This is a genomic window from Flagellimonas olearia, from assembly GCF_009184425.1.
GTDB classification, from domain to species: domain Bacteria; phylum Bacteroidota; class Bacteroidia; order Flavobacteriales; family Flavobacteriaceae; genus Flagellimonas; species Flagellimonas olearia.
In genome coordinates this window covers 1-18841 of record NZ_WELG01000002.1, presented here as the reverse complement: position 1 = coordinate 18841, position 18841 = coordinate 1, and the positions used below count along the sequence as shown (strand labels likewise).

Here is an 18841-nt window from a genome sequence, read left to right as displayed (position 1 = left end):
AAAAATTCAATCAAAAAATGAACAAGTTATTATTAATGTATGGTTGTGTACTTTTAAGTAGTTCCGCCATAGCCGCTGACCAGCAACCCGGTATGGTCCAACAATCGAAACCGGAGACCAAAAGCACTTTTGAAAACAGTTTTACAGCATTGAATCTAAGTGCTGATTGGAACGAAACGACCTTTGATTTTTCCGATGGGACAAATGCATGGTTCTATGAACTGAATTTGGACGAAATAGAGTTTATGGAGGAAGAGATGGATATGGACCTTGGGTTCAACACCTCAGAGTATCTTCCCAAGGGTTTTAATCCCTATGAAACCTATTTTGATTTGAATTCCATTATATACCTAGAAAGCGAAGTTGAACTGGATTTAGGGTTTGATACCCAGAGTTATCTTCCCAATGGGTTTGATCCCTACACCGAAGTAGTGGATGTCCATGGAATCAACTTTCTTGAGGAAGAAGATATGGAATTGGGTTTCAATACCTGGGATTATCTTCCCGAAGGATTTTCTCCTTATGAAATCTATGTGGATTTGAACACCATTGCCTACATCGAGGATGATGTGGAACTGGAACTTGGTCTGGATACCGAGTACATGCTTCCTGAGGATTTTGATCCTTATACCAATGTTATTGAAATCGCATCGGTGAACTATATGGAAGATGACGAAGTGGAATTGGGTTTTGATACGTCCAAGTATCTACCTGAAAACTTTGATCCCTACGCGGATCAGACGAGGTAAAATGAGTTGGTTTTCATTTTACAATTTTTTTGAATTAGAAAGACCCTCTTTTTGAGGGTCTTTCACCTTCAAAGTACTGATTAACAAAAATATAACACAAAAATCAGCAAAGCGCAGAAAGCAAAGAAACGTAGGTTATTTTGTCAATCCATTAAATTTTGAAAAAAAAGGACGCAGGTCTTTCAACGGATGAGGCACAAGTTTGACGATGTTGTTTTCGTGTTGTTTTTCCTACTACGTTAACAAAAAACTAATTATAATAATCTTCACTATTTAGGGTTATATCTTTGTAGTGTTATTAATAATAGACGCCACGATGGTGAACAGGTGACGTCGCTTTTAAATCTTTCCGAAGTACGCTGAAAAGGTGAAAAAATGGATAAGTTGAACCGAGGGGGATTTAAAAAGTATGGATTAGAATAGAGTTGAGTTAGTTTCTACTATTTTTTTGAGTTAGTTAGTTTGTCAATGCCCTTCCCATCGGAGGGGCATTGTTGTTTAGAACAATACGGGAATCACAAACTGGAACACCAAAATCAACAAGACCACCGCTATCAGGTTCAAAATAACACCCACTCGGGCCATTTGGGCAATTTTTACGTGTCCGCTGGCAAATACAATGGCATTGGGCGGTGTGGCCATGGGTAGCATAAAGGCACAGCTACTGGCAATGGTAACCGGAATCAATAGGTAGAGTAGGGGAACATCCAATCCTATGGCAATACCGGCCACCACTGGGGCCAAAACTGCCACAAGGGCCACATTGCTCATCAGTTCCGTCATAAACAGCATCAGGAAAATCAATAGGGATGCGGTGAGAAGAATGCTTATCTCGCTTTGCGCAATGGCGTTGGCCACCATATCCACAATACCGCTGCTGGACATACCTTGGGCAAGGGCTAGTCCGCCTCCAAATAAAATCAATATGCCCCAGGCCAGTTTGCTGGTGTCCCGCCATTCAATAATAAAATCTCCATTTTTTAGGCTGTACGGAACGGAAAACAAGGCAAGGGCGGCAAAAATGCTGATCATGGTATCGGTAAGGCCCAAACTGGGGAAAATACTGTTGATCAAGGTTCGGAAGATCCATAGGAACACGGTAACCCCAAATATGGCCAACACCAGTTTTTCCTTTCCGGAAGTAGGACCCAATTTCTCCAATTCCGATTGTATGACCTCTTTGGAGGCATTGAACTTCAAATCCCTGTTGGGATACATCCATTTTACCAAGACCAGATAACAAATACCGATCATAACAATGGAAAAAGGGAGCCCTATGGTCATCCATTTTAAAAAGGATATTTCGGTATTGTATTCATTTTCCAAGAGCCCAATGAGTACCGAGTTGGGTGGGGTGCCGATTACGGTGGCTATACCACCCGCATTGGCCGAAAAGGCAATCCCTAGCATAACGCTCAGGGCAAAATTCTGGTCGTTTTTGGTAAAACCATCCTCATCATTGATCAATAGATTGATAACGGATAGGGCAATGGGCAGCATGACCACCGTACTTGCCGTATTACTGATCCACATGCTCAGTGAGCCCGTGGCAATCATAAAGCCCAAAATTACCTTGTTGGGTGTGGTCCCTGTCAATTTTATGATGTTGAGCGCTATACGCCGGTGCAGATTTACCTTTTCCAAGGCCAAGGCCATCACAAATCCCCCAAAGAAGAGGAACACAATGGGACTGCCATAATTGGCACCCACCTCGGCAATGGGCAATATTTTAAGTATGGGCAATAACAATAGAGGCAAAAGCGCAGTAACTGAAATGGAAACTGCTTCGGTGATCCACCAAATCAGCATCCATACCGCAACGGAAATTACGGCATCCCCTTTTTCGGAAACTAGTTCCATGGGCAAATTAACCAGAATCAGAAAGGCGATAGGCCCAAGAAAGAGCCCTAGTTTTTTGCTTAGTTCCATTGAGGTCCTAAACTATGCTTTTTTAAGAAAACTTGAAAATCCAGTTTTCATTTCAAAAAAAAGCCCCAACAAACGTGGGGCTTTATATGCGTTGCGATATAACAATTATCTTATTTTGAATGTGAGCCTTCCAAAAACGTGTCGCCCATTTGTGCCGAACTGCACGGATCGTCTTGAGTAAATGAACCTTCCATCAGATCTAAAGGCTGGGTCATTTTCATCGGGATAAACATCAAGTAGGTTGTTAGCCCCAACGGTGAGCCTTAGATTGCTTGAAAAATCATAACCTACAGTAAGGTCGGTAATGACCTTTCCGCCAAAGGTGGTATCTATGGTTGGGTCATCGTTATTGGTAGCTTCCTCTACTTCGCCAAAATATCCATTTCGCAAAAAGAAGTTCCAGTGGTCTCCTACCTTTAGGTTATGGGAAAGATTCCCTTTGGTGGTAGGAACGGCAGATTCCAGATAAATTCGACTGGTGGGGTCAAAATACGTATCGCTCAATCCTGCATTGGCAACAGCCTCGGGAACCTTTACTTTTTCTACCGTAGTTTCTGAAAAGGTAAAGGCCAAGGTATTGGTCAATGAAATATCGTCTGAAAGGGTTGCCTTATGATCAATTACAAGGTCTATCCCCTTGGTTTGGGTGTCCACCGAATTGGCAAAGAATGCTGCTTGGGTGGCGTTGGCCTGTTGAAACAGGTTGGCCAATTCCGCATTTCCATTGTCATCAAATTGTCCAGTCAATATAACGCGATCATCTATGTTGACCAAGTACCCATCCAGGGTGATTTTAAGGTTTGCACTGGGCACTCTGGCCGTGAAACCAACGGTTCCCCCAAAAGAAGTCTCTTCCTTAAGCGTTTCTATGCCCAAAAGGCGGGCTACCCTTGATGTGTTGGAGAAAATCCCCACCTCATTGGGAATACCGTCAACAAACAATGTGGATGTGGAGCTATAGTGAATCTGGTGCAGGGAAGGTGCCCTAAACCCAGTTTGCAGTCCACCTCTAATATTGAAATTTTCTGACGCTTTTATCCGGGAAGCCAACTTAAAATTTAAAGTTCCTCCAAAATCGGAGAAATTCTCATAACGGACGGCTCCGCTCACCAAAATACTTTCCGTGAAATCCGCCTCTACATCAAAATAACCAGCAATGGCATTTCTGAAAGCATCCACTTCATTATCGGGTTTAAAACCGGGGAACACTTGGATGCCACCAGGACGGGAAGAGCCGAAAAAGTCTGTGGGAACCATAGAATCGGGGTCCGTAGGATCATGCACGTTGCCTAAGGTATTGTATTGTGCATAGGACACTTCTTCCCCTGCCACAATGGAATAGTTCTCTACTCGATATTCTGCACCAAAGGCAATGTTGAGACCGGCTAAAATATCATCGAAAAACTGGCTCATATCAAAATTGGTGGTGTTTTCACTGTAGTTGAAACCTCCCGAATCTGCTTCAAAAGGTGTGGAGTTGGCCAAAGAGGCGTTGTTGGAGTTGGTAATGCGATACAGAAATTCGTTCCTGCCGTAGGAGTTGCTAAAATCAACATTCCAATCGCCCAACATACCTTTGATTCCAAATGCCACTGATTGATCGGAGATATTTGAGTTGATCTCTGGTAGAAATCCGTTGAGATAGGCAGGGGTATAGGTTCTGGATTGGTTGGGTAACCGGTAAAACCCTGCGGCAGTACCAGTTTTAAAGCTAAGCCCACCAAAACTGTACAGTTCCAGGTTTTCACCCAAGGGGATGGACAGGTTGGCGAAGAATTGTGCCCCGCGTATTTCGGACTGCCCTACCTGCATATTGAAATCGCTTCGTTGGAGACCTCTCGCAGAAAGTTCGGAATCCGTGGCATCCGCGCTGAGGATATCCTGAAGTTCTTCCTTGGTCTCATCGCCGTTAAGGGTGATTCCTGCACTTCCGGCATACTGGAAAATATCATCCAAATCGTCATCCAAAAGCAAGGAAATGTCATAATTATCATTGGAAGCAACCCTTTCAATACTGTTGTAGGCATTAAAAATGGTGCCCTCCCATTCCTGCATACGGTTGGTGGAACCTCTGTAATTAAAGTTTCCTGTGAAATTGATGTACCCACCATCCTTGCCAATGGGGAGACCGTAGTTGAGTCCAAGGTTGACCTTTTCACCATCCACATTTTTGTCCGGACCGTGTTCACTGGTAAAGTTGGCCCCAGTGGTCAGGTCTACCTGCAGTTCGTTCACGCTTTTTTTGAGTACAATGTTGATGACCCCTGCTATGGCATCGGAACCGTATTGTGCGGCTGCACCGTCCCGTAATATCTCTATACGGGATATGGAGTTGGATGGGATGGTTGTCATATCGGTTCCCACGCTACCGCGACCAAAGGTCCCATTTACATTGACAAGGCCGGTTTTGTGCCTTCTTTTTCCATTGATGAGCACCAATACTTGATCAGGTCCAAGTCCACGTAACGAGGCAGGAGCGATGTGGTCGGTACCATCTGAGATACTTTGCGGATTGGATGAAAATGAAGGTGCCGCATAGTTCAGGATTTCCGTAACGGATACTTGTGGGGCGGATTGCACCAATTCGGTGACATCCAAAACATCCACAGGTACCGGTGTGTCCGTGGCGGTTCTATTGGCATTCCGTGATCCCACCACCACTACATTTTCCAGTTCGAGCCCTGCTTGTAGTGTAACGTTCAATGTGCTGCCTGTAACGGTTGCTTCTTGGGTATTGAAGCCAACGTAAGAAAAAACCAAGATATCCCCAGTATTCGCTTCAATAGTGTAGTTTCCGTCAAAGTCGGTAATGGCTCCTGTGGTAGTTCCTTTTACTTGGACCGAGGCTCCCGGTAAGGGCACATTTTGGTCATCATAGACCGTTCCTGTGACTTCTTGTGCCATGCTTGTTAAGGTAGCCAAGAAGGCCAGAAAAAATGGTAGTTTCAATTTTTTCATGTTGTTAGTTTTTAAGTTAGATATTATGATGGGGGCTGCCGAAATTCCTTTCATATTCCGAAGGAATTATTCCTTAAGGTAAAGGTTTTTTTTGATATAGGTGTTGAAGCACAGGGCTTTAATGAAAAAAGAAAGGCCCCGAAGGACCTTTTATTCATAAAATATGTAGCTGGGAAGTAGTATCAATTTTTGGCCACCCGGAATCGATTTTTTAGTTCAATCCAGCGTGATGGAATAGCGCTTATCCGGTAAATTTGGCCAAAAGAGTATCGTCTACTTTTTCAATTTTTAAGAGTCCATGTTTGGATAGGCCTTTGGTGCTTTTGTCCCATTTTTTTCCACTAAGACCTGCTTTTTCCTTAAGTTCGGCCAAGGGCATTTCCCCTACAGGTTTCAGGATATCCATGATGATTTTTTCCTCCTCGGTAAGCTCCACTTTCTTCTTTTCGGGTCGCATTTGTGGGAAGAACAGCACTTCTTGGATGGAAGAGTTGTTGGTCATCAACATGACCAAGCGGTCTATCCCGATCCCGATTCCGGAAGTTGGCGGCATACCATATTCCAAGGCACGGAGAAAATCCTGATCTATGAACATGGCCTCATCGTCCCCTTTTTCGGAAAGTTTGAGCTGATCTTCAAAACGCTCCCGTTGATCAATGGGGTCATTGAGCTCCGAGTAGGCATTGGCAAGTTCCTTCCCGTTCACCATGAGCTCAAAGCGCTCGGTTAGCGCTGGATTGCTTCGATGTTCCTTGGTCAAAGGACTCATCTCCTTGGGGTAATCAATAATGAATGTAGGCTGTATGTAATGGTGCTCACATTTTTCCCCGAAGATTTCATCAATGAGTTTGCCCACACCCATGGTCTCGTCCACTTCAATGCCCAGTTTTTTGGCTGTTTCGCGAAGTTCACCTTCCTCCATTCCTGAGACATCAACTCCTGTATGGATTTTAATGGCTTCCAAAATGGGAACCCTGGGATAGGGAGCCTTAAATTCAATATCGTTTTCACCTACTTTTACCTTGGTGCTTCCTGTGGCATCCATGGCCACTTTTTCCAATAGTTCTTCGGTGGTGTCCATCATCCAGTTGTAATCCTTGTAGGCCACATAAAGCTCCATTACGGTAAACTCTGGATTGTGGGTACGGTCCATCCCCTCATTACGGAAATCCTTCGCAAACTCATATACACCATCAAAACCACCCACGATCAATCGTTTTAGATACAGTTCATTGGCAATCCGTAGGTACAATGGGATGTTCAAGGCATTGTGATGGGTCAAAAAAGGACGTGCGGCCGCTCCACCTGGAATAGGTTGCAAAATGGGGGTTTCCACTTCCAAATACCCCTTTTCGTTATAAAATTCACGGATACTATTGGTAATCTTGGTCCTTTTGATGAACGTATCCTTCACCTGTGGGTTCACCACCAAATCCACATAACGTTGGCGGTACCTCAGTTCCGGGTCATTGAAGGCATCGTATACCTTTCCTTCGTCATTTACCTTTGGTAAAGGCAAGGGTCGCAAGGCCTTGCTTAGCAAGCTGAAGTTTTTTACCATCACGGTTTTTTCACCTACTTGGGTCTTGAACAGTTCACCTTCAACCCCTATGATATCACCAATGTCCAAGAGTTTTTTATAGACTTCGTTGTAAAGGGTCTTGTCGTCATCGGGGCATATTTCATCCCGATTGAAGTAGACCTGGATACGGCCATCGCTATCCTGAAGTTCGGCAAACGAGGCTTTCCCTTGGATTCTGCGCGACATCAATCTACCGGAAATCACTACCTTCTTCCCTTCTTCAAAATCGTTCTTGATGCTCTTGGAAGTGGCATCAACAGGATACAATGCTGCAGGATAGGGGTTGATTCCCATTTCCTTGAGTTTGGTCAATTTTTCCCTTCGAACGATTTCTTGTTCCGATAGTTGCATAGTCTATAAAAAATTAAAGCGCAAAATTACACTTTTGCGCTTTAATATCTTGCCTTGTCCCTGTCTTAATGTGCATAATTGGGGATGTAGGGTCTTTCGTGGACGATTTGGGCGATGTCTTCCTCCAAATTTTCAATGGGCCGTTCCACGATACGGTTTACCTCCTTGCCATTTTTATAGAAGACCATGGTGGGGACTTTGATGATATTGAGCCCTTTTTCCTCACCGGTCGGGCTTTTCTTGTAATGCCCCTTCCTTCGGTCCAAGGCAATGATCTGCAATTGGTCCATGGGAAACTCCGCAGCCTCCAAAATTTTAACGAACCGGGGTGTTTCCCTTTTGCTGTCGCCACACCAGGTGCCCAAGAATAATGTGATGGTGTAATCGGAGAGTTTCTCCTTGAAAAGGTTCACCATGGTACTGTCCACACTATAGCTCTGATGCCCTTGAAGGTACCATTGTTGGTAGGGTTGGCTGCGTAGGCCATCCAAATTGATTTTACCGACCAGAAACCGTTTTCCGTCCTCTTGGACAATTTCCTGATTGAATTCTTGTGCAAATACCATTGCGGTACAGAGTAGCATACATGTTGTAAGAATGATGTTTTTCATAGTTCTTTCGATTATGGATTGGAGTCGAAAATTCTATAAAAACAACGCCCATGGCTGATTTTATGGGATGGAAATAGGGACTAGACCCCCGGTTGAAATGTTATTTCTTGAGGAGATGCGAAATCTCTTCGCGGGTGGAGACCCCCAATTTTTTGTAGAGATTGTTGATGTGGGTTTTCACCGTGCTCAGGCTTATGAACAGTTCCGTGGCAATCTCTTTGTTGCTCTTATCCTGAAGAATGCCCTGTGCAATTTTTCGCTCTTGGGGAGTGAGCTGTTGGTAATGGGAATGCACCTTTTTTTGCATCTGCATTTTTCGTGTGGCCAAGAAGTACACATTGGCCAATAACGATAGGATCAAAAGGGACCATACAACCCATTTCCATGGCCAAAATCTGGATGCGTCTGCACTGACCAATTGGCTGTCCATTTCAATTTCGGTAACAAATTCCTCAGTGAACCCTGCATTGGGATAGGTGGCCTCTAGCCGTTGCGAAAGTGCATTGTAGTAAGGGTTTGTGGCAATGTCCTTAAGATAGTGGGGGTAGGTTTCATTTCTTTTGTCCGAAAGAAAATCATAAATAAAGAGCTCCACCAGGGGTTCCTCCGAGCTTTGTCCGAAGGTATGCAAAGTCTTGAACCATTTTTTGGTATTGAGGTTTTGGTTGGTCGCACTGGGATAGGCCATAAAATCATACGCCATTTCATCTTTTAAGGCTTCCACTTCCAATAACAGGTTGGATTTTGGATTGGTGGAAGTAATGGTGCAAAGCGGTTGATCATCAAACGAAGAGGGGAAATATAGGGTGTCCTGATTATTGGCTATAAAGACCACACTTTGACTGTTATTGCATTCGCCCAAATAGTGCAAGGCGCCTCCCTCATCGGTACAGCCATCCATGTGAATCCGGTAGACCCTATTTTTTATAGGCAAATTATCCCCTGCAAATTGAAAATGCCCCAGTGAGTCCACCTGGGTTTTTTTGATGATCTGATCCAAATAAATGCGGGATGACTTCCTGTAATTCTCTACCAACGATAAATAGACCGTCTGTCCGGAGTGGTTCTGGGAAAGCTCACCGGAAAACTGGTACTGTCCCCAAAGTGTGGGAGAGGCAAGCAAAACCAGTAGGATCATCAATAGCCGCATATCAAAATCAATAGGGTTTAAAAGTAAGGGTTTTGTGTAACAAATACTCCGATGAGTATACTAATAGGTATCATCAATCAAAATCAAGATCATGAGTTTTTGGAGAGTTCTGTTGGCTATTCTTTTTCCACCCCTTTCCGTAATCGGGAAAGGTTGTGGCTCTTTTTTAATTGTGTTACTTTTGACCCTATGTGGCTGGGTTCCGGGAGTTATTGGGGCTTTGGTCATTCTTAATAACACTAACTAAAATCAGTATGAAACGTACCCAAATCCTGGCTTGTGCCCTCGTGGCCATTTTTACCTATTCCTGTAATTTTACCGAAGAGATCCATATCAAGGAAGATGGCTCGGGGAAACTGTCCATTAATTTTGACGGTTCGGAACTCATGCAAATGGCAGGGGATGAAATGGCACAGAGTGATGAGAAACCTATGGATTCCATCATTTCCTTCAAAGACCTTTTGGCTGAAAAGAAGGATAGCATTGCCCAGCTTTCGCCGGAAGAGCAGGCTAAACTGAAACGATTGGAGCCTTTTAACCTCCATATGGTGATGAAGCCTGAGGAAAAAATCATGAAGTTTGACTTGTTCAGCGAGTTCAAAAATGTCAACGAGGTCAACGATGCTTTCAATTCGTTCAAGGAGGCAGGGATGCTCGGTCCGGGCCAAAATAAACAACAACCCGCGCCCTTGGCAGGTTCTGAACAGGCCACGGAAGTCAATTATTCCTTCAAGGGAAATACCTTCTCGCGAAAGGCCAAAATAGTGGATGAAGAATTGTTCCAACAAGGTTTGGACAGTTTGGCGGGAGCCGAGATGTTCCTTTCGGGGTCTACCTATACCATTAAATACCATTTCCCAAGAAAGGTGAAGTCTACCAATTTGGAAGAGGCCACGTTCAGTGCCGATGGTAAGACCCTCATTTATGAGATCCCTTTTTTGGACCTAATGAGAGATCCTACCGCATTGGACCTTCAGGTAAAGCTGGAAAAATAGATTTCCGCCCAAGCCTTCGTATCTTTGTGCCATGAACAAGAAAGTAAGGGTTCAGGACCTTGGACATAGGGATTACAAGGAAACATGGGACTATCAAGAAGCGCTTTTCAAGGATATTGTTGACCTAAAGGTCAAGAATAGGAGGGAAGGCACCGAGGTGGATACCCCCAACCATTTTTTGTTTGTGGAACACCCCCATGTCTACACCTTGGGTAAAAGCGGGGATATAGGCAATCTATTGGTGGATGAACAGGTGTTGAAGGCAAAAGGGGCCACTTTTTACAAAATCAATCGGGGAGGGGACATTACCTATCACGGCCCGGGACAAGTAGTGGGCTATCCCATTTTGGATTTGGACAATTTCTTTACGGATATCCACAAATACCTCCGGTTTTTGGAAGAAATGGTGATTTTAACCTTGGCCGAATATGGCCTGAAAGCGGAACGCTCCGAAGGGGAGACTGGTGTTTGGTTGGATGTGGGTACTCCCTTTGCCCGAAAAATCTGTGCCATGGGCGTACGGGCCAGTAGATGGGTCACCATGCACGGGTTTGCCCTGAACGTCAATGCCGACTTAGGCTATTTTGACCTAATGATCCCATGTGGGATAAAGGATAAAGCCGTGACTTCCCTTAATGTAGAACTCGGGAAAAAAGAAGTGGATATGGAAGAGGTGAAGCAAAGACTCCTACATCATTTCCAGATACTTTTTGAGGCAGAGTTAAGACAAGAAAAAACCGGGACATGACCCCGGTTTTATTTTATAAGTGCAATTTTACTGGTTATAGGCTGTCAGTTCCATACTTGCGATGAGCGCTCCCTTTTTGTTGTAGGATTCCTGTTTTACCATTCCCACACCTTTGGCGAGCCATACCCGTGAGGGCATGGTCTGGTTGGCCATCATCATTTTGGTGCGGGTCTCGCTATAGATGACAAAACACTCAAAAGTGCCGGCCGGGGTGGTCACGGTTTCTTCTTTTTCCACTTTTCGGTTGATGGTCTCCACGTTCATGTTCATGTTCATGGCCCCGCCCATTTTCATCTGTACGTTCACATTGCCATCGGGGAGCTCCTGCCCCACGCCAAGATTGCCTGGGAGTTCCACATCCGTTCCGGAAACTTCCACTTCCATGTCGCCCATTTGCCGTAACATCTGCTCGTTCATCAGGGATTTAAAATCGATTTTGACCCTATCCCCGTCACAGGTAACTTGGTATTCCGAGTCGTAGGTGTTTCCTTTTTTGTCTTCCAATTGCATGACCATGGTTGCACTGACATTGTCCCCAGAACCATTTACTTGGGTGACCTTGTAGCTCATCTTCCCATCTTCATTGCCTTTTCTGTCATAACTGGTGTATTGGAAATTGGCCCCGTCCACCAAAGGATAATAATGGCTGCAGTTGGATTGCCCCAAGGCAATACCCAAGGAAAACATTGCGGTGAGCAATGCAAAAAAATAGTGCTTCATGATTTTTGTTCTTATTGTTTGATGAATTCAACCCTTCTGTTCTGTGCCTTGCCGTCTGGGGTGTTGTTGTCCCCCACGGGCTCGCTTTCCCCTTTTCCTTCGGAAGTCAATCGGTCTGCAGATACCCCATAAACGGATATCAAGGCATTTTTCACGGCTTCGGCCCTGTTTTTGGAAAGCTTTTGGTTGCTCTCATCGGAACCGTCCGCATCGGTGTGGCCTACAATCTTCAGCTTCATGGAAGCTTCTTGGGTGAGTACTTGTGATATTTGGCGGATAATTCCCATGGACTGTGGTTGTATGTTGGCCGAGCCCACATCAAAAAGAATCCCATTGGTGGATACCTTGCCATCGGAAAGGAGTTTTCTGCGAAGGTCCACGCCTCCTTCGGCCACTTTAAGATTGGAGATGAAGATTTTCTCCTTGCCATCTTCAAGTCCGTTGACATTGAACTTAAGGGTGGTCAACTTGTTCATGGGTACCATCTGCGGAATGTCCACATATTTTTCCTCGTTTACCCAAAGGCGGAATCGGGCCTTGTTTACCGCAATGGAGATATGGGGCTGGTTGAGCACGGCCTGTCGTATATCGGCTCTTACCTCACTATTGATGGTAACCCCCTCACCACGGGTGTGATTCCTTGCGCGTATTCCAAAAGCGGCATATTGACCAACGGGAAGCCAAGCCTCCGCATAATTGTTGCCGGCATTGAAATTTGGGTCATCACTTAGGCTGATTTCAATCCCCGCTGTGGACGATGTTTGGTTGTCCATACCGTAGGTCAACAAGTCGAACTCTATGGTGTATTCCTCTGGCAGTTCGGGCATGTTGGGAATGTAATGGATGCCGTATCCCGGAACAAGCTCCATCCAACGCTGTGGGGAATCATCAATGGTAACGACCTCGCCACTGCCATTGGTGTTCCATTTGGCAGGGAAGTCTCCTATAAAATCTTTGGAATAGTCGTCAAAGAACATGAGTTTGTCCCCCGGGACATAATCGAACTTACTGTATACGGTAATGCTCTTGGCCTGTGAAGCTGTGGCACTTCCGCTATTATTGTTGCCGGAATCGTTTCCGGTGTTTGTGGGCAAATCGTTTCCTTGTGGAGTTTTGGGACCTTGCTTTTGGCCAGAACCGGGTTCCAAAATGCTGTCCAAAGCCTGGTCGGTCTTTTCGCTGGTTTCTTTGTCAACCCTTCGTTCAATGGTTCGCTGAGCGGCTTGTTCGGCTTTTTTGCCCAGTTTTTTCAGGAATTGGGCGTTGATGCTGGAGCCAATCATCAGAACAATCAATAAACTGAAGACGGTTTTGTTGGAGGTTTTCATTATTGTGTACTTTACTTATGGTTTTTGATGAAAAATAATTCCATCCAAAGTACAAAACAGTACTCTTCATAGCTGGTTAAAATGTGTAACTCGTGCAAACCAATGTATAAGCCGCAATGAAGGTCTTCTTAATTCATTTTGTATACGATCAATGAATTTTCTTGGTCCTTGGCCACCAGCTCCAACTTTCGGTCGTTGTCCATATCGGTTAGATCAATAAGGGAGTTTCCGAACACGGGAAAATTGGGAATGGGCTCCGCTTGACTATCGAACAGGTATATTTTTTGGTTTTGGATATCGGTCACGCTTACATAAATCTTATCGTAGATGTAGAAAATCTTGGGTTTTGAATATACACCAAGGTCCAACTCCACTTTCTTGCCTTTAATGCTAAGGATATTGTCATCCATGAACACCAAAGTGTTGCTTGTGGCATACATGCCATGGTCTTTGTTGAGGTTGAAATTGGTAGCGGTGAGTTTGCCATTGGTGTCTATTTGGTGGAGCACCCCTTTTTTGTTGGTCATGGAGAACTTGTTCTTGTATAGGAACACTTCGTTGCTGGAGAAATCTATCTTTTCCGTAACCTTTATGCGGTCCTTTCCTGTCCTGTGTAGGATTTTGAGGGTTTGGTCTTCCAATTGGAAGACCAAATAATCCCTATTGGCCATCCTAAAATGTTTTGGGGTGGCAATGATGGGGCTGGAAGCTTCGGTAAAAGTGAATCCGCCCACAACCTTTGCCTTGTTGTTGTACATATGGACCTTTCTTCCTTGTGTGATTACAAATCGATAGTCTTTTCTTCCATCGTAATCGAAGATGGCCAATGGATTTAGGTTGCCTCCCTCAAAACTGATCTTGAACGGAGGGACATCCTCGCCGTTTCGATCTATGATCATAAACTGGTTGCTGGTACAGAATGCCAACTGTAGTCTTCCGTTTTTGTAAATATCAACTTGCTGGATTGGGCCTCGAATCCTACTGTCCAGTTGTTTGGTCCAGAGCACTTTGCCTTCGGTGGAGATCAAGTAAAGGACGTTGTTGCGGTCCTGTACCACGATTTCCTGCTTATTGGTCCTGTGGTTTTTCACAAATTGGGGGTCAATGGCCAGATCGGTATCCAATTCCAAAGTAAACAGAGGGGTCACGGTGTTGGAGGTTACCTTCTTTCCCACTTTGGAGACCAATATATTAAGATGGGCAAAATCGCTATCGGCCACTATCTGCGTAGCAAAGGCATATTCGTCCAAATCCGTGTTTTGGATAGGCTCAAAAAGTTTGGGAGCCAGTTCTTGTTCGGCAAAAAAATCAATGCCGGAATCTGTTGATGCGAACAACATGCTGGATTCGTTGGCCAAAGGAGCCTTTGCGGTTTGGAATATGGGACTGTTGCTAAACGAGGTGCCACTACTGTGATTGTTAATGATGGTCTGCAAGGCCTCTTTGCTTTCGGAAAAAACAAAGCTGTTTTCCAGAATGGTGCAATAGTTGGCCTCAAAACCGGAAACCAAAGGGGCAAATCCCTCTGTCAATAAATTTTTCTTTTGCAGTTCAATGATTTCACTGCCTTGGTAGGATTGTGAAGAAGCCTTGTCCCGATCCAAAAAGTCCGAGAAGCTTTCGGTGCCATAGGAGTTCAAGAGTACCACCTTTTGGTTGTTCAAATAAATAATACCCACCTCCTCAATGGTATTGAAAAGGGAATCTACGGGTTTTATTCGGTCCAGATAGGTGTTCTGGTTCTTGGCAAAAACCTGGTAATCGTCAAAGGTATATGAAAGAATGGCCTGCGCGTTCAAAGGGGCATACTGTGGGGTTTTATTGGCAAGAGGCGCCGTCCCTTTGAACAGATTGATAAAATTTTTGGTGGAATCCGGGGCCATGGCAATGCCGTTGAGACTCACCTCGTCCGAGTTGGCCGTAAAATCAAGGGACACCCATTCTGAGAAAGGCTTTACACTTTTGTTTTTCTCGTTCAAGGATAAAAGTGAGGGGTTTCCGTCCAAATTCATGAACAACGTGGCCGATTTGTTGATACCTGCAGTTTCATAAAGTTTCTCCAAAGTGGGATTGATGGGAGTACTGCCCTTGGCCCGTATCATGTTTTCCATGAGCATTTGGGAAGAAGCGAGGATCATATCACCATTATGGGCCATGGCAAATACCTCATAATCGTCCAGGCTGTATTTTGTTAGGTCTTTTCCTTCATAGGAAAGGGTCTCAACGGTTTTGTTGGTCACCTCTTGAACGTTGAAGAGGTCTGGATTTTTATTGGATATTAGGACAAAATCATAGTTGTCCTTGCCCATTTCATAAAAAGCAAGAACGCAAGGCTGGTCCGTTGAGACATGATTCATGCCATTTAGTTGGTCCATAAGTTCGTCATGAATGGAAAAACCTTTGGTCTTGGCCAAGAAGGAATTGTTCTTGAGTTCGCTCTTGAAATTGGCCAGATTATTGATCTTTATGATCAAAGCGGCGTTGGGAGGCAGGTGGTCCAATAACGAATCTTTGGTCTTTACCTCGGTTTTGCAGGATAGGATGAAAAGTGGGAGCAAGCAAAAAAGTACCTTACGTCTCATTTTTGAAGTTTGGAACAAAGTTAGAATTTTTAAATATCCAGAGTCAATTGTTCGGGCAGCTGTCTGAAGCTTTTTCTGTGATATGGCGTCAATCCGTATTTTTTTATGGCCTCTCGATGTTCTTTGGTGGGGTATCCTTTGTTCTTTTTCCAATTGTACATGGGGAATTCTTCATGGATTTGTGCCATGTATTCGTCTCGATACGTTTTTGCCAATACCGAAGCGGCGGCAATGCTCATGTATTTGCCATCTCCTTTGATGATGCATTCATGGGCAATGGCAGGGTAGGGTTTGAACCGATTTCCGTCCACCAAAATAAAGCTGGGTCTATGGGACATGGTGTCCAGTGCCCTGTGCATGGCCAGGAAGGATGCATTGAGGATATTGATTTCATCAATTTCATCCTGAAAAACATGGCATACCGAGAAAGAAACGGCTTCTTGCTCCAAAATGGGGCGTAGGGTATCCCTTTTGGTTTCCGTAAGCTGTTTGGAATCGTTTAGGACGTTGTTGGTGAAACCTTCGGGAAGGATAATGGCGGCCGCGGTCACCGGTCCGGCCAAACAGCCTCTTCCCGCTTCATCGGTTCCCGCTTCGTTCGGATGTTTATATAGTGCCTGTAGCATGTTGGTCAATGAATGTGAAAGATAAGGGCTCATTTGTTCAACACCAAATATTGGACTTCTCAGGGTGTGCCGCTATAGCTTGCCGGGAAATTTTTCACATTTCTTTAGAAACAAAACGTATACCTTTGTCAGACCAATACCATGGAATGAGATTTCTATTTTTTGCCCTACTCTTTTTTTTGGGACAGGTTCTTTTTGCACAGCAGGATTCCATACCCCCGCAAAAAGAGACAGACTCTTTAAAAATTGCCGAGAAGGATTCCTTGCTGATACAGCAGATGGATTCTATAAAAGTGGCAAAGAAGGGTCCCCCAAAAACAAAACAAAAAGATTCTTCGTCACAGGTTGATCCTGAAAAAAGGAGCAGGTTTATACGCATGGAGAAAAAAATAGTGGAGGCCGACTCTGTTTCCATTGCGGATTATAAGATTATTTCCTACGCTAGGGATACCACCATTCTGGATACGACCCTTACCATATATAAGGAGTACAAATACAATTATATAAGGGAGGATGATTTTGAGTTGATGCCTTTTGCCAATATGGGGCAACCTTATAATGAATTGGGAAAAACCTTTTCCAAAGGATCCTACTATCCGCGTATGGGCGCAACCGCGAAGCACGCCAGATATTTTGAGGTGGAGGATGTTGACTACTACAATGTGGCAACGCCCATGACAGAACTGATGTTCAAGACATCCATGGAGCAAGGGCAGTTTTTGGATGCCATGCTTACCTTTAATACATCAAAGCGTTTCAATGCTTCGTTGGCGTTCAATGGATTTAGGTCCTTGGGGAAATATAGGTATGAGCAGGCCCGATCGGGAAATTTCAGGACTACCTTTAATTATATCACCCAAAATGGCAGGTATGCGGTTCGAGGTCATATTGCGGCGCAAGAATTGGAAGGACAGGAAAACGGGGGATTGTTGAACCGAAATCAGTTTGAAGGGGATTTGCCCGATTTTCAAGATAGATCCAAGATAGATGTGCGGTATACCAATGCCAACAATCGGGTTTTGGGGAAGCGGTATTTCTTTGACCAGCGTTACAAATTGGTCAACCATAAAAAGGATTCCACCGATACAGACCCGACTACCTTGACCATTGGCCACGAATTTACCTATGAAACCAAACTGTATGATTTTGAACAATCAGCACAGAATGATACATTTGGGGATGACCCTTATGAAGTTCCCATTGAGGACAGGGCCAGATTGAAGACCATGTTCAATAAAGGGAGTGTGGAGTTTTCCAACAGGACCTTGGGTAAGCTGACGGGAAGCGCCAGCTTGTACAATTACAACTATTACTTCAACAGAATCATAATAACCGAAGAAGGAACCATCCAAAATAAATTGGATGGACAGGAAATTGCCATAGGTGGGGCATATTCAAAACGTATTGGTCCGCTGTCTTTGTATGGCGATTTAAACTATACGGTGGTAGGGGACCTTACGGGGAATATTTTAAATGCTGGAGTCCATTATCAATTGAACAAAAATAATGCAGTGTTTGGGGGGATCCACATGTCATCCCGAATGCCAGATTTCAATTATCTATTGTATCAGAGTGATTACAGGAACTATAATTGGCAGAACTCGGATACTTTTGAAAAGCAGCAAGTGCAAAGTATAAAGGCTGGGTTTGATTCAAAGTTGTTCGGAAGGCTCGAAGCTGAATTCAGCGCCATAGACAACTACACCTATTTCATGTCGACCGCCACGCAGGAACAAATAGATAATGCGCAGGAGACTGCTTTTGTGAAACCTTTTCAAGAGTCTTCCACCATAAACCATCTGAGGGCAAAATATACCAAGGAGTTCAAATGGAGAAAGTGGGCGTTGGTCAATACAATACTGTATCAAGAGGTAACGCAGGACAATCAAGTTTTGAACCTTCCCCAGCTATTGACCAGAAACAGCCTGTATTTTTCAAGTGATGTTTTTAAAAAGGCAATGTATATACAGACCGGGGTTACCTTCAAATACTTTACTTCATACAACATGAATGCATATAATCCTCTTTTGGGGGAGTTCTATATACAGAACAATGAGGAGTTGGGGGGCTATCCTTTGTTGGACTTTTTTATAAATGCCAAGGTAAGACAAACTCGCATATACCTAAAAGCGGAACACCTTAACTCGATGTTTTCAGAGCCCAATTATTATTCGGCCCCTAACTACCCGTACAGGGATTTTGTTATCCGTTTTGGGCTGGTTTGGAATTTCTTTTCTTAAAAGAAAAAGTAAATTGAAAACAATGGTATCTGAAAAACAGCGGCTTACATTTTTAATGCATTTTTTTGAAAAAAAATACCTCAAAACATTTTGCGGAAAGAAAATAACGTGCGTATATTTGCACCCGCTTAGCTGATAAGGCAGGGCGCTTCTGGGAGGCCGAGAGGCCGGAAACAGGAGAAAAAAGAAACAAGAAGTTCATATACATATTGTAACGACAGCGTAAAGAGAATTAAGAACCATTTTGATGCGGGGACTCTGGTTTCCGGGTG

The 18841-nt window shown here is 44.2% G+C and carries 14 protein-coding genes; 5 read left to right on the top strand and 9 right to left on the bottom strand.

Annotated features, from left to right (window positions below):
* Positions 1-17 precede the first annotated feature (17 nt).
* The gene (locus F8C76_RS09455) at positions 18-749 is read left to right on the top strand and encodes a hypothetical protein (RefSeq protein ID WP_152131523.1); all 732 of its coding nucleotides are present in this window, start codon (positions 18-20) and stop codon (positions 747-749) included.
* Positions 750-1247: 498 nt separating this feature from the next.
* On the opposite strand, the gene F8C76_RS09450 is transcribed toward F8C76_RS09455, so the two are convergent.
* The 5 genes from F8C76_RS09450 to F8C76_RS18845 all read right to left on the bottom strand — a co-directional run bounded on the left by F8C76_RS09450 (position 1248) and on the right by F8C76_RS18845 (position 9330).
* Positions 1248-2678 carry an SLC13 family permease gene (locus F8C76_RS09450; protein WP_152131522.1) on the bottom strand — a complete coding sequence of 477 codons (1431 nt, stop codon included), beginning with the start codon at positions 2676-2678 and terminating at the stop codon, positions 1248-1250.
* A gap of 105 nt (positions 2679-2783) precedes the next feature.
* Entirely contained in the window at positions 2784-5636 is a 2853-nt protein-coding gene (locus tag F8C76_RS09445; RefSeq protein WP_152131521.1) for a TonB-dependent receptor, read from the bottom strand.
* A 241-nt stretch (positions 5637-5877) separates the two neighbouring features.
* Positions 5878-7569, bottom strand: a complete 1692-nt coding sequence (lysS, locus tag F8C76_RS09440) for a lysine--tRNA ligase (RefSeq protein ID WP_152131520.1) — start codon at positions 7567-7569, stop codon at positions 5878-5880.
* 65 nt (positions 7570-7634) lie between these two features.
* Positions 7635-8180, bottom strand: coding sequence for a thioredoxin family protein (locus F8C76_RS09435; RefSeq protein WP_152131519.1), 546 nt, complete (start codon positions 8178-8180; stop codon positions 7635-7637).
* A 100-nt stretch (positions 8181-8280) separates the two neighbouring features.
* Positions 8281-9330 carry a helix-turn-helix transcriptional regulator gene (locus F8C76_RS18845; protein WP_211372143.1) on the bottom strand — a complete coding sequence of 350 codons (1050 nt, stop codon included), beginning with the start codon at positions 9328-9330 and terminating at the stop codon, positions 8281-8283.
* Positions 9331-9421: 91 nt separating this feature from the next.
* On the opposite strand from F8C76_RS18845, the gene F8C76_RS09425 reads away from it, so the two are divergent.
* From F8C76_RS09425 to lipB, 3 genes are read left to right on the top strand one after another with little or no spacing between them, the layout of a single operon-like run.
* Positions 9422-9577 (top strand): YqaE/Pmp3 family membrane protein, encoded by a 156-nt coding sequence (locus tag F8C76_RS09425; RefSeq protein ID WP_152131518.1) that lies wholly within the window; start codon positions 9422-9424, stop codon positions 9575-9577.
* Positions 9578-9584: 7 nt separating this feature from the next.
* Entirely contained in the window at positions 9585-10325 is a 741-nt protein-coding gene (locus F8C76_RS09420) for a hypothetical protein (protein WP_152131517.1), read from the top strand.
* A 31-nt stretch (positions 10326-10356) separates the two neighbouring features.
* Complete coding sequence (gene lipB / locus F8C76_RS09415; RefSeq protein ID WP_152131516.1) at positions 10357-11073, top strand: lipoyl(octanoyl) transferase LipB; 717 nt, start codon at positions 10357-10359, stop codon at positions 11071-11073.
* A gap of 27 nt (positions 11074-11100) precedes the next feature.
* On the opposite strand, the gene F8C76_RS09410 is transcribed toward lipB, so the two are convergent.
* The 4 genes from F8C76_RS09410 to rnhB form a co-directional block, all read right to left on the bottom strand.
* Positions 11101-11793, bottom strand: coding sequence for a TapB family protein (locus tag F8C76_RS09410; RefSeq protein ID WP_152131515.1), 693 nt, complete (start codon positions 11791-11793; stop codon positions 11101-11103).
* Positions 11794-11804: 11 nt separating this feature from the next.
* Entirely contained in the window at positions 11805-13121 is a 1317-nt protein-coding gene (locus F8C76_RS09405) for an OmpA family protein (protein WP_152131514.1), read from the bottom strand.
* Between the two features lie 128 nt (positions 13122-13249).
* Entirely contained in the window at positions 13250-15703 is a 2454-nt protein-coding gene (locus tag F8C76_RS09400) for a ribonuclease HII (RefSeq protein ID WP_152131513.1), read from the bottom strand.
* A 29-nt stretch (positions 15704-15732) separates the two neighbouring features.
* Positions 15733-16329 (bottom strand): ribonuclease HII, encoded by a 597-nt coding sequence (gene rnhB / locus F8C76_RS09395; protein WP_152131512.1) that lies wholly within the window; start codon positions 16327-16329, stop codon positions 15733-15735.
* A gap of 146 nt (positions 16330-16475) precedes the next feature.
* On the opposite strand from rnhB, the gene F8C76_RS09390 reads away from it, so the two are divergent.
* Positions 16476-18569 (top strand): putative porin, encoded by a 2094-nt coding sequence (locus F8C76_RS09390; RefSeq protein ID WP_170284014.1) that lies wholly within the window; start codon positions 16476-16478, stop codon positions 18567-18569.
* Positions 18570-18841: the final 272 nt, after the last annotated feature.